This is a genomic window from Dactylosporangium sp. NPDC051484 (assembly GCF_040689395.1).
In the GTDB taxonomy this organism is placed as follows: domain Bacteria; phylum Actinomycetota; class Actinomycetes; order Mycobacteriales; family Micromonosporaceae; genus Dactylosporangium.
The window spans coordinates 108,947-121,532 of the sequence record NZ_JBFAZX010000016.1 but is presented as its reverse complement, the minus strand read 5'-3'; the positions used below and the strand labels follow the sequence as shown (position 1 = coordinate 121,532).

General features: G+C 72.4%; 8 protein-coding genes and 1 pseudogene. 7 read left to right on the top strand and 2 right to left on the bottom strand.

The annotated features are described in order from the left end of the window. Positions 1 to 14: 14 nt before the first annotated feature. Positions 15 to 1,517: pseudogene (locus AB0367_RS24680) on the top strand (BTAD domain-containing putative transcriptional regulator); the annotation flags it as partial. Positions 1,518 to 2,003: 486 nt separating this feature from the next. Here the strand turns inward: AB0367_RS24680 and AB0367_RS24675 are convergent. Continuing rightward, positions 2,004 to 2,564, bottom strand: a complete 561-nt coding sequence (locus AB0367_RS24675; protein ID WP_366228777.1) for a class I SAM-dependent methyltransferase — start codon at positions 2,562 to 2,564, stop codon at positions 2,004 to 2,006. Between the two features lie 376 nt (positions 2,565 to 2,940). On the opposite strand from AB0367_RS24675, the gene AB0367_RS24670 reads away from it, so the two are divergent. The 4 genes from AB0367_RS24670 to AB0367_RS24655 are packed head-to-tail and all read left to right on the top strand — an operon-like array spanning position 2,941 to position 8,019. Continuing rightward, the gene (locus AB0367_RS24670) at positions 2,941 to 3,816 is read left to right on the top strand and encodes a metallophosphoesterase (RefSeq protein ID WP_366228764.1); all 876 of its coding nucleotides are present in this window, start codon (positions 2,941 to 2,943) and stop codon (positions 3,814 to 3,816) included. Then, positions 3,813 to 4,487, top strand: coding sequence for a 4'-phosphopantetheinyl transferase superfamily protein (locus AB0367_RS24665; RefSeq protein WP_366228763.1), 675 nt, complete (start codon positions 3,813 to 3,815; stop codon positions 4,485 to 4,487). Before AB0367_RS24670 ends, AB0367_RS24665 begins: the two co-directional genes overlap by 4 nt. A 6-nt stretch (positions 4,488 to 4,493) precedes the next feature. Further along, a complete protein-coding gene (locus AB0367_RS24660) occupies positions 4,494 to 5,252 on the top strand; it encodes an alpha/beta fold hydrolase (protein WP_366228762.1) in 759 nt (252 codons plus the stop codon). 37 nt (positions 5,253 to 5,289) lie between these two features. After that, on the top strand, positions 5,290 to 8,019 hold the full coding sequence (locus AB0367_RS24655) for a LuxR C-terminal-related transcriptional regulator (RefSeq protein WP_366228761.1): 2,730 nt from the start codon (positions 5,290 to 5,292) through the stop codon (positions 8,017 to 8,019). A gap of 17 nt (positions 8,020 to 8,036) precedes the next feature. Here AB0367_RS24655 and hemA read toward each other — a convergent pair whose 3' ends face one another. Further along, a complete protein-coding gene (hemA, locus tag AB0367_RS24650; protein WP_366228760.1) occupies positions 8,037 to 9,278 on the bottom strand; it encodes a 5-aminolevulinate synthase in 1,242 nt (413 codons plus the stop codon). 186 nt (positions 9,279 to 9,464) lie between these two features. Here hemA and AB0367_RS24645 point away from each other — a divergent pair, with 186 nt between their 5' ends. Further along, complete coding sequence (locus AB0367_RS24645; protein WP_366228759.1) at positions 9,465 to 10,997, top strand: AMP-binding protein; 1,533 nt, start codon at positions 9,465 to 9,467, stop codon at positions 10,995 to 10,997. 2 nt (positions 10,998 to 10,999) lie between these two features. Further along, a complete protein-coding gene (locus tag AB0367_RS24640; protein ID WP_366228758.1) occupies positions 11,000 to 12,565 on the top strand; it encodes a long-chain fatty acid--CoA ligase in 1,566 nt (521 codons plus the stop codon). The last annotated feature ends 21 nt before the right edge of the window (positions 12,566 to 12,586 follow it).

The window sequence follows — 12,586 nt, the reverse complement described above, 5'->3', positions numbered from 1 at the left end:
GTCAGAATTCAGGCGTGGTCGGGGAACTGTGCATTCATGAGGAACAGGTGTTGGAATTTCTCGTTCTCGGTCCGTTGGTGGTGCGATCGGGAGACACAGAAGTGGCCATTTCCGCCCCGCGGCAGCGTGTTGTGTTGGCCACATTGCTGCTCAATCCCAACAAGGTCGTCACCGTGGATCGGATCGCACGGTTCGTCTGGGACGACGCGCCTCCCCCGAGCGCGGCGGCAACGATCCGGACCTACGTCATGCGACTGCGTCAGGTGCTCGACAAGGCCGGTGCCGAGCGGATCGTGACGCAACCGCCCGGCTATCTGATCCGGGTGCGGGAGGAGGACACGGACCTGGGCCGGTTTCTGGCACACCGAAGGGTGGCGAAGGAACTCGCCCAAGCCGACGACCTGCCGGGCGCGGTGGCGGAGATCGACCGAGGGCTCAGCTTGTGGCGGCACGAACCGTTCCTGGACGTACCGTCCAGGCTGTTGCACGCGTCCGAGGGTGTTCACCTGGAGGAGCTGCGGCTGGAGGCGCTGGGCTGCCGGCTGGACATGCAACTGGCCCTGCGGCGGCATGCCGAGGTGCTGCCGGAGCTGCGCAGGATCGTCTGGGATCAGCCGCTGAACGAGGCTTTCGTGGGCCGCCTCATGCTCGCCCTCTTCCGGTCAGGCCAGCAGCTGGAGGCGCTCGAACTCTTCCAGCACACCCGCGCTGAGCTGGGCAGTCAGTTCGGTATGGAGCCCGGCGCGGAGCTGCGGGAGATCCAGCGTCGCATCCTGCGCGGCGAGGACGAGTCCGTGCTCGTCAATGTCTCTGCGCAGCGCGGTGAGTCGCAGCCCGGCGTGGAGGGCGAGAAACCCGCCACGATCGTCCAGCTTCCGTCCGAGAGACCCGCCCAGCTCCTGCCCGAGACCTGTGGTTTCACCGGCCGCGCCGCAGAGGCCCGAAAGCTGCGGGACCTGCTCACTTCGTCCGGGTCGGCGGGGCCGGCGGTGGTGGCGGCCGCTGTCACCGGCGCTGCCGGGATCGGCAAGACCAGCCTGCTGCTACGGGTCGCCCACGCGGCCCGCGGCGACTTCCCCGACGGTCAGCTCTACGCCAGTTTCGCGGGCTCGCAACGTGCGAGCGCCGATCCCGACTACGTGGTCCAGCGATTCCTGATCAGTCTGGGGCTGCCGCCCGGGGCCATCCCGTCCGAGGCCACCGACCGGTTCTCGCTCTACCGGTCGATGATCGCGCAGCGCCGGGTCCTGATCGTGCTGGACGAGATCTGCGATGCCTCCCAGGTGCGCCCGCTGCTTCCCGGCTCTGGCGACAGCCGGGTGCTGATCGGCAGCCGGACCGCCCTCGCCGACCTCAGCGGCTCCTGTGCCGTCGTGCTGGACCCGCTGGACGAGGACGACTCACTCGAGCTGCTGGCCGGCCTCATCGGCGCGCCCCGGGTCGCCGTCGAGCCCCAGGCCGCCCGGGCCATCGTCCGGGCCTGCGAAGGCCTGCCTCTGGCGCTTCGCATCGCCGGTGTCCGCCTGCAGCGCCGGCCGCGCCGCAGCCTCGTCGACTTCGCGCTGCGGCTCTCGGACCCGCAGCGCATCCTGGACGAGCTGAAGGTGGACGACATGGCGGTACGAACGGCGCTGAGCCGTGTGTACGACGCCCTTGCGCACTGCTCCCGGGACGGGACGGACCTGCGTCCGGTGTTGCGGCGGCTCAGCATGATCACCGAGCAGCCCATCCGCCCCCGAGTGGTGGCGGTGCTGCTGGAATGCTCGCTGGGCCGGGCGGAAGAGCTGCTGGATGAGCTGGCCGATCTGCACCTGCTGCGCACGCAGGGCGTCGGCCAGTACACGATGGACCGCCTGACCTGGGTGTTCGCTCGCGAGCGGATGTATCGAGAGGAGCTGTCCGGATACTACGTCGAGGCGATGGGGCGGCTGAGCAGGTTTGGCGTGCGAAAGAACTCGGGTCCGCGGGGGGTCGTGCCCTGGTCCGAGTCGCTGGGTGACTGGTCAAGCGAGCCGGCGGGCGAGGGTGATGCCGTCCGCAACGGCCAGCATGCTCAGCTCCACCCGGTCGTCGTCGCGGAGGACGGCGTTGAGCTCGCGGACGCCTTCGGTGTCCGGGTCCTGCGCGTGCGGATCCACCACCCGTCCGAAGAACAACGTGTTGTCCACGACGATCAGGCCGCCGGGCCGGACGAGCGCGATGGAAAGCTCGTAGTAGCGCCGGTAGTTGACCTTGTCGGCGTCCACGAACACGAGGTCGAAGACGCCCGGGCCCTCCTCGACCAGAATCTTCTCCAGGGTCTCGGCGGCGTCTGCGACCCGCAGATCGATGCGATCCGCCACTCCGGCCCGGCGCCAGTACGGCGCACCGATCGCTGGCCAGCGATCGGTGACATCGCAGGTGACCACACGCCCTTCCGGTGGGAGGGCGCGTGCCAGGCATAGCGTGCTGTAGCCCGTGAACGTTCCGATCTCCAGGACGGCGCGGGCATTGACGAGGCCGGCGAGGAGCCCGAGCAGCTGACCCTCCTCGGCGAGCACCTGCATGGCTCGCCCGCCCGGCATGCCCGAGGTCTCTTCGCGCAGCTCGCGCAGGAGGTCGTCCTCCCGCAGGGACATCTCCCGCACGTATTCGGCGAGCCGCGGCGTAACGGCGATCTGATCAGCCACAACAATCCTTCGGGGAGTTGAGGAGGTCTACACCGCAAGATGGTCGCAGGCCCGCATATCGTTCCCATAGCGCGCTGTTGTCTTTCGGTGAGGCACCTGCGATATGCCGGCGACAGCACCGGGGGCGGGCCTCGGAATAAAATATCGGAATCTGTGCCCACCGGCATTCTGTTACGAGGGAAACATCGTCCAACATGTCTGTGATCGAAACCTGTTCAGCCATTGACCAGGGTCGGGACGTGGTGTCCCGGCCCGCCGCTGGAATTCGCGGATGACGGTGAGCGGCAAACTGCTCGCGATCAGCGATCTGCACGTCGGGTATCCGGAGAACCGCGAGATCGTGGCTCGGATGCGACCAGAGTCGCCCGACGACTGGCTGCTGGTCCCCGGGGACGTCGCGGAGCGGTTCGCCGATGTGGAATGGGCGCTGGGCCGCCTCGCCGAGCGGTTCGCCAAGGTGGTGTGGGCACCCGGCAACCACGAGCTGTGGACCCCGCCCGACGACCCGGTGACGTTGCGTGGCGCCGAGCGATACGACGCCCTGGTCCAGCTCTGCCGGAACCTGGGTGTGGTGACGCCGGAGGACCCGTATCCGGTGTGGCAGGCACCCGGCGGGCCGGTCCGGATCGCGCCCCTGTTTCTGCTCTACGACTACACGTTCCTGCCCCCGGACCTGCGCACCAAGGAGGAGGCGCTGGCTCGGGCGCACGAGACCGGCGTGGTGTGCACCGATGAGATCCTGCTGCACCCCGATCCCTTCCCGACCCGGGAGGCGTGGTGCGAGGCCCGGGTGGCGGTCACGGAGCAACGCCTGGCGAGCTGCGAGCCCGCGCTGCCCACCGTGCTCGTCAACCACTATCCCCTGGTGCGCGCTCCGCTGCGGATCCTGCGCTACCCGATCTTCGCGCAGTGGTGCGGCACCGAGCGCACGGCCGACTGGCACACGCGCTTCGGCGCCGTGGTCTCGGTCTACGGACACCTGCACATCCCCCGGACCACCTGGCACGACGGGGTCCGTTTCGAGGAGGTGTCGCTGGGCTACCCGCGGGAGTGGCGTCCGCGCCACAGCACGTCCGGTCAACCCCGGCAGATCCTGCCGGACACCGGCCGCCCGGCCGAGATGTGGTTCGGGGCGGGGCGGTTGTGATCAGGACGATCCTGCCGGCACCGGTCGTCGCGGCGGAGGCGTTCGGCGACCCGCCGTCACCGATCGAACTCTTCGCCGAGGAGGAGGCCGCACTCGGCCAGTCCGTGCCGAAGCGGCGCAACGAGTTCATCACGGCACGTTGGTGCGCCCGGGCCGCGCTCGCGGAACTGGGCCTGCCGCCCGCGCCGATCGTGCCGGGGGTGCGCGGTGCTCCCCGCTGGCCCGACGGCACGCTCGGCAGCATCACCCACTGCGACGGCTACCGCGCCTGCGCGCTCGGCCGCGCCGAGGACGTCGTCACCATCGGCATCGACGCCGAACCGGCCGCCGACCTGCCCGACGGGGTGCTGGAGGCCATCTCGCTGCCCACCGAACGTGACCGGCTACGGCTCCTGCGCGCCACCGCGCCCGGCATCCGCTGGGACCGCCTGCTGTTCAGCGCCAAGGAGAGCGTCTACAAGGCATGGTTCCCCCTGACCCAGCGCTGGCTCGACTTCGAGGAGGCCGATATCAGCCTGGTCCCGGACGGAACCTTCACCGCGCGGCTGCTCACCGAACTTCCCACCGTTCAGGGACGAACGCTCACCGGCCTCGAAGGCCGGTGGACAGCCGGCGACGGCCTGCTGCTCACCTCGATCGTCATCCTCCGGGATCCCCGGCCGACCAGTTAGGACGACATGAACGACGAGTCGCTATGGTTCCGGCGGTTCAAGCCGGCGACCGAGGCCGCGAACCGCCTCGTCTGCTTCCCGCACGCGGGCGGTGCCGCCAGCTACTTCATTCCCGTCGCACGGGCACTGGCGCCGGACGTGGACGTCGTCTCGGTGCAGTATCCGGGCCGCCAGGACCGGCGCGGCGAACCCTGCGTCGACGACATCGCCGTGCTGGCCGACCGCATCCACCAGGCCATGCGATCGTGGTCCCGGCAGCCGCTGACCCTCTTCGGGCACAGCATGGGTGCTGTCATCGCGTTCGAGGTGGCCCGGCGGATCCGGCGGGACCGACCGGAGCAGCCCCTGCGCCTCATCGTCTCCGGGCGCCGGGCACCCCACGTGCAGAAAGTGGAGCGGGTGCACCTGGGCGACGACGCGCGAATCGCCGCCGAGATCCGTTCGCTCGGCGGTACCGAGGCCGCGGTCCTGCAGGACCCGGAGGTGCTGGCCATGATCATGCCCACGTTGCGCAGCGACTATCGCGCGGTGGAGACCTATCGGTACGTGCCGGGCGGCCCACCACCGTGCCCGATCACGGTCTTCACCGGTGATCGGGATCCGCATACCACCGTCGACGAGGCGCGGGAATGGGAGCAGTACTCTCAGGACCCGTTCGACCTCAAGGTCTTCGAGGGCGGCCACTTCTTCGTGAGCAGCCGCGCGGCCGAGGTCCTGGCAGCCCTCTCGGAGCACCTCGCCGGGGCCGCACGAGGAGTCCGGTGACCCGGTCCCGCGAGTACACCGCTGCGCGGGCGCCGGGGTGAGTGAACGCGGCCGTGACGCCGTGGTTCGGGCCTTCGCCGCGCTGCTGCTGGACCGTGAGCCACAGCTCGCCGCGATCGCCGAGCGGCTCGGCCGTGTTCGCCGCGACGGCGCGGCGCTCGTCATGCTCACCGGGACCGGCCGGAGCCGGCTCCTCGCCGAGGCCGCGCGCCGGGCCGGCCCGGACGTCACCGTGCTCGCCACCGCGGCCGACGAGCTGGACCAGGATGTCAGGCTCGGCGCTGCCCGGCGGCTGCTTGGCGAACCACCGGCCGCGGACGCCGCTTTGCCGGCCCGCATGCGGGAACTGACCGGGATCGTGCGCGAGCGGGCCGCGCAACGGCCCGTGCTGTTGTGCCTGGACGACGCCCACTGGGCCGATCCGGCGACGCTGCGGTGGCTCGGGCACCTGCTGCGGCGGTGCGCTGACCGGCCGGTCGGCGTCGTCCTGGCGTACCGGGCCGACCGGCGCTCACCGCGCCCCGACGCGTTCGACGAGTGGGCCGGCGACCCGCGCGTGAGCGTCGAGCGGCTCGCGCCGCTGAGCCCGGCGGCCGTCGCCGCGCTCGTCGGCGAGGCGCTCGGCCCGGGCGACGCCGAGTTCGCCGCCGCCTGCCACCGGCACACGGCCGGGAACCCCAAGCTGCTGCGGGCGCTGCTGTGCAGGCTCGCGGACACCGGCACCGTCCCGCGCCGCGAGCGGCTCGCCGCCGTCGAGGCCGCCATGGAGGTGCCGGCCGCCGTGCTGGTGACCGCGTTCCTGCGCGACCGGGCCACCCGCACCGCCGGCTTCGCCCGCGCCGCAGCGGCCCTCGGCGACGGCACCGCCTGCGAGCGGATCGCCGCGGTCGCCGGCGTCGAACCGGCCGCGGCCGCCGGCATCGCCCGCGAACTGGCCGACGCCGACCTCACTGAGGAGCGCGACGGCGGCCTGTGGTTCCGGCACCCGCTCGTCCCGGCCGCGTTCCTGGCACAACTGTCCGATGTGCAGCGTTCGGCGCTGCACGAACACGCGGCCCGGGTTCTCGAACAGGCCGGCGCCCCCGCCGAGGAGGTCGCCCGTCATCTGCTGCACGTCCCGCCGCGGGACGAGCCGTGGATCGCCCGGCGGCTCTGCGAGGCCGCCGACGGCGAGCTCGGCCGGGGCGCGCCCGGCGCCGCCGCCGACTTCCTGCGCCGCGCGCTGGCCCAGCCGCTGCCGGCGCCGGCGCGCGGCGACGTGCTGCTGCGCCTCGGCGCGGCGGCCTCGGTCACCCACCCGGACCAGGCGGCGTGGTACCTCTCCATGGCGCTGAGCGAGTCGGCGGCCGGCGCGGTGAACGGGCTCGCCGAGCCGGCCGGGCTGCTGCTGCCCGACATCCTCGCCCACGCCGGCCGGGCCGCCGAGGCCGTCGGCGTCCTCGACGACCTGCTGGGCCGGCTCGACCCGGCCGACCCGGCAGCCGAGGTCTTCGCCGCGCACCGCCTGTTGGTGGCCCGGGAGAGCACCCCGCAGGCCGCAGCGGCACCACCCGCGCCCGGACCGCCCGGCCGCCGGGCCTACAGCGGCGCGCTCGCCTTGATCACCGCGGCCCGGCCGGACGGCCGCGTGCGGGCGACCGCGCTGGCCCAGCAGGCCCTGGCCACCGGGGTGCCAGCGCCGGCCGGGCTGCCGTCGGCGCTGGCCGCCGCGGCCACCCTGATGTACGCCGACCTGCTTGACGAGGCGGAGTCCTGGCTCGACCGGATCATCGACGCCGCGCGCCGGCAGCGGGCACCGCTGCTGTGGTCGAAGGCGATCGCCTACCGGGCCCGGTGCGCGTACCGCCGCGGGGACCTGGCGGTCGCCGCCGCCGAGGCCGAGCGGTCGCTGGCGCTGCTGGCCTCGGGCGGCGGCTACCGCTTCCAGCTGTTCGCGCTGCCGACCCTGCTGCGCTGCCGCACCGAGCAGGACCGGCTGGACGAGGCCGCGGCGCTGGCCGAGGGGCCGTGGCCGGCCGCGTTCGAGGCCGCGCCGCAGTGGAGCGACTTCCTCTACGCCCGCGGCCTGCTCCGCCTCGCCCGGCAGGATCCGCGCGGCTGCCTCGACGACCTGATCGAGTGCGGCCGCTCGCGGGCGGCGTGGGGGATCGACAACCCGGCCTGGCTCAGCTGGCGCACCGCCGCCGTGCGGGCCTGCCTGCTGCTGGGCGACGGGCCGCGGGCGCGTGCCCTGGCCGCCGAGGAGGAGGCGCTGGCCCGGCAGTGGGGCACACCCCGGCTGCTCGGCGCGGCCGAGCACACCGGCGCGCTGGTGGCCGGCGACGACGCCCTGGCGCGGCTCGAGGAGGCGGTGCGGATCCTCGAGCCGGCGCCCGCCCGGCTGGACCTGGCGCGGGCGCTGGTCGACCTGGGCGGCGAGCAGATCGTGCGGCAGCAGCGCAAACCCGCCCGGGAGACGCTGCGGCGCGCGCTGGAACTGGCCCAGGAGTGCGAATCCGCCCGCACCGCCGAACGCGCCCACCGGCAGCTGCTGCTCGCCGGTGCCCGGCCCCGCCGCCTGGTCTTCAGCGGCGTCGCGGCGCTGACGAGGGCTGAGCGTCAGGTGGCGGAGCTGGCCGCGGAGGGGCTCACGAACCGGGAGATCGCCGAGCGTCTCCACGTCACCCAGCGCACCGTCGAGCTGCACCTGACCCGGGTGTACCGCAAGACCGGCGTGCCCGGCCGGGCGGGGCTCGCCGCGGTACTGGCGGCGGACCCGACCGGCTGAGCACACACACCGGCGGTTCAGCCGCTGACCCGCTCGGGGGACGGCATCCGCACCGGTCCGCGAGGCACATCGAGCTCGCCCCAGATCTGTTCGAGCCCCTCGACGAGCGCGCGCACGTCGCCCTCGGTGTGCACGGCATTGGGCGCGATCCGCAGGATCTCCTGCCCCGCCCGCACACTCGGCGCGTTGATCGCCTGCACGTAGATCCCGTGCCGCTCCAGCAGCAGCCGCGAGGCCTCCTTGCACAGCGCGTCATCGCCCACGAACAGCGACACGATGTGCGTCATGTCGGACAGGAACGGGATCTGGCGCTCCTTGAGCATGCTGTGCAGCAGCCGGGCGTTGCCGGCGAGCCGCTGGCGCTCCACCTCCGAGCCGCGCAGATGCCGCACCGCGGCCAGCCCGGCCGCCGCGACCGCCGGCGGGAGCGAGGTGGTGAAGATGAACGGGCGCGAGGTGGCCCGGACCGCGTCGACGATGATGGACGGCCCGGCGATGTAGCCGCCGACGGTGCCGAAGCCCTTGGCCAGCGTCCCCATCACGACGGTGAACTCGCCGGCCAGCCCGAGGCTCGCCGCGATGCCGGCGCCCTGCGGACCGTACATGCCCACGGCGTGCACCTCGTCGAGGAAGGTGACCGCGCCGTACCGTTTGGCGATGTCGGCGATCTCCGCGATCGGCGCGACGTCGCCCGACATCGAGTAGACGGACTCCAGGACGATCATCTTCGGCCGGTTCGGGTCGGCCGCGGCGATCAGCTCCTCGAGGTGCCCGACGTCGTTGTGCCGGAAGACGCGCTTCTCGGCGCCGCTGTGCCGCAGCCCGTCGATGATGGAGGCGTGGTTGAGCTCGTCGGAGAAGACCAGGCAGCCCTCGACGAGCCCGGCCATGACGGTCAGCGCGCCGTCGTTGGCGGTGTAGCCGGAGGTGAACAGCAGCGCCTCCTCCTTGCCGTGCAGCTCGGCCAGCTCCCGCTCCAGCAGCACGTGGTGATGGTTCGTCCCGCCGATGTTGCGCGAGCCACCGGAGCCGGCGCCGAACCGCTCGACCGCGTCCCGCATCGCCTTGAGCACGGCCGGGTGCTGGCCCATGCCCAGGTAGTCGTTGCTGCACCACACCTTGATCTCGGCGTCGCGCCCGCCCTTGTTGCTCAGCGCCGCCGGGAAGTGCCCGGCGCGCCGGCCGATCTCCAGGAAGTCGCGGGCGGCCGGCCGGGAGCTGTTCAGATGGTGGGAAAGCAGATCCAGATACCGGTTCAATTCCTGCTCACTTCCCGTCGGTCGGGTGCGTCCACAGCCACATGTTCGGCTCACCATAAGCACGCGCCACCCACTGCCCGGTCATCGTCGATCCCGGCCGTCGATGACCGCCGGATGACCGGTGAATGGGTGCCGCGATGCCATGCTCTGGTGACGTGGCCGCCATATCGGGAGCGGAGTTTGTCGATGGCCGAACACAGCAACTACGTCCGCCGGATGCTCGAGGTCATGGCCGCGAATCCGGAGCGGCCGGTGATGTGGTGGCGAGGTGAGCCGGTCACCGCCGAGGGGGTCACGGACGCGGTTACGACGGCGGCGCGAAGCCTCTTCCGGCTCGGGGACCAGGCCCGGATCGTCGGCGTGCTGACCGTCACCAACAGCCCCGACACGTTGATCCTGCGTTACGCGGTGAATCTGGCCGGCGCCACGGTCGTGCACCTGCAGACCACGAACGCCGTCGACCCGGGCAACCGGATGGCCGTGGACGACGTGCTCGACCTGCTCGTCAAGGCCGGCGTGAGCGTGCTCGCCGTCGACGAGGACAACGCCGAGGTGGGCCGGCAGCTGCGCGACCGGCTGGCCGGGCCGCTGCGACTGGTCGCGCTGCGCCCTCTCGGCGACGACGTGCTCGACCTGAGTACCGGCGGATCCGCGCAACTGCCGGTGGACGTCGACCCGGACGCGGTCGCGGCGGTCACCCACACCAGCGGTACCACCGGCCGGCCGAAGGGGATCGCGGTCACGTTCCGTTCGCGCAGCGAGATCGTCGACGCGGCGGCGGCGGCCGGCGCGACGGACACCGTGTATCTCTCCGCGCTGCCGATCAGTCACTCCAGCGGCGGACTGCTCGACGGCACCCTCGCGTCCGGCGGCGCCGTCGTGCTGCACGAGACGTTCGATCCGGGCGAGGTGCTGCGCACGATCGCGCTGCGCCGGGTCAACCACCTCTTCGTCTCCCCGCCGCAGCTGTACCGCCTGCTGGACCACGAGGACCTGGCCGGCACCGACCGGTCGAGCCTCGGCATGCTCGTCTACGCGGGCTGCGCGGCGGCGCCGGCGCGGCTGGCCGAGGCGGTGACGAAGCTCGGCCCCGTGCTGTACCAGATCTACGGCACCGCCGAGGCCGGCATGATCAGCATGCTGGCGGCGGTGGACCACGTGGACCCCGAGCTGCGCACCACGGTCGGGCGCCCGGTCGGCGAGGTCCGCATCCGCGACGAGCACGACGGCCACGACCTGCCGGTCGGCGAGATCGGCGAGATCTGCGCGCGGACGTCCTTCACGATGCAGGGATACTGGCGGGACCCCGAGCTCACCGCCAGGGTGGTGCGCGACGGCTGGGTGCACACCGGCGATCTCGGCCGGCTCGACGAGCGCGGTTACCTGCGCATCCACGGCCGGATGGGGGAGATGATCAAGACCAAGGGCATCAAGGTCTACCCCGCGACCGTCGAGCACGCGCTGCTGGGGCACCCGCAGGTCGCCCAGGCGGCCGTGTTCGGCGTGTCGGACGCCGATCGGGTCGAGCACATCCACGCCGCGGTCGTGCTGCGCCGCGACGCCACCGCCACCGCCGGCGACCTGCGCGCACACGTCACGGCGGAGCTGTCCGTCGAGCACGCGCCGGTCGTGGTCGACCTGCTCGCCGCGCTGCCGCTCAGCGCCAACGGCAAACCGGACAAACTGCGACTGGTGGCCGCCGCGACAGCGGGCGTGTAGCCGTGCCGGCATCGATGTCCGTGGCGGCGATCCTCGCCGACGCCGCCGCGCGCCGCCCCGAGCACCCGGCGATCCGGCTCGGCGACGAGACCGTCCACTATGGTCAGTTGTGGCACCACGCCCGGCAGTACGCGGCGGTGTTGCGCGCCCACGGGGTCGGCCCCGGCGACCGGGTCGCGCTGCTGCTGCCCAACACGCCGCAGTTCCCGATGGCGTACTTCGGGGCGCTTGCGCTGGGCGCGGTGGTGGTGCCGGTGCACACGCTGCTACGCACCGACGAGATCGCCCACATGCTCGCCGACTCCGGGGCGGCGGTGCTCGTCTGCGCCGGCTCCCTGCTGCCCGAGGCCGCCCCCGCCGCGCAGCGCACCGGCACGCGGGTGCTGACCGTGTTCTCCGGGGAGCCGGCATGTTCAGGGGGGCCGGCGCGGCTCGACGTGCTCGCCGCGGCCGCGACGCCGATCCCCTCCTACGTGCCGCGCGAGCCCGGCGACCTCGCCGTCGTCCTCTACACCTCGGGAACCACGGGCCGGCCCAAGGGCGCGATGCTGACCCAGCTGAACATCCTCATGAACGTGCAGACCACGATGCTGTCCCCGTTCGACTTCCGTGACGACGACGTGCTGCTCGGCTGCCTGCCGCTGTCGCACACCTTCGGCCAGATCTGCGGGATGAGCACCTGCTTCCGGGCCGCCGCGACGATGGTGCTGATGCCCCGGTTCGACGGCCCGGCCGCGCTGGAGCTCATGCTCGCCGAGGGCTGCACGGTGTTCATGGGAGTCCCCACGATGTACCACGCGCTGCTCGCCGCGGCGGCCAAGGACCCGCGCCGCCCGCCGCTCGACCGGGCCTTCTCCGGCGGATCCGCGCTGCCGGTGCGCACCCTGGAGGCGTTCCAGGCCACCTACGGCTGCCAGATCTACGAGGGGTACGGGCTGACCGAGACCTCGCCTGTCGTGGCCTACAACCAGAAGGCGTGGCCCTGCCGCCCGGGCACGGTCGGCCGGCCCATCTGGGGCGTCGACGTCGAGATCGCCCGGGCCGACCTGGAGGGCCGCGTCGAACTGCTGCCCGCGGGCGAGGTCGGCGAGGTCGTCATCCGCGGCCACAACGTGATGGCCGGCTACCTCAACCGGCCCGACGCCACCGCCGAGGTCCTCGTCGACGGCTGGTTCCGCTCGGGTGATCTCGGTGTCAAGGACGCCGACGGCTATCTCTGCATTGTGGACCGCAAGAAGGACGTGGTGCTGCGTGGCGGGTACAACGTCTATCCGCGCGAGGTCGAGGAGATCCTGATCGGGCACCCGGCCGTGGCCCAGGTCGCCGTCATCGGCGTCCCGCACGATGTGCACGGCGAGGAGGTCTGCGCGGTCGTGATCCCGAGCTCGCCGGCCGCCGACGCGGACCTGGCGGGTGAGATCGTGGCGTGGGCCAAGGCGCGGATGGCCGCGTACAAGTACCCGCGGATCGTCAGGTTCGTCGAGGCGTTCCCGCTCGGCGCGAGCGGCAAGGTCCTCAAGCGCGAGCTGGCCGCCCGGTACGCGCGGCCGCTGCCCTCTCGACGCTGAGCCGCATCGGCGCAAAAGAGT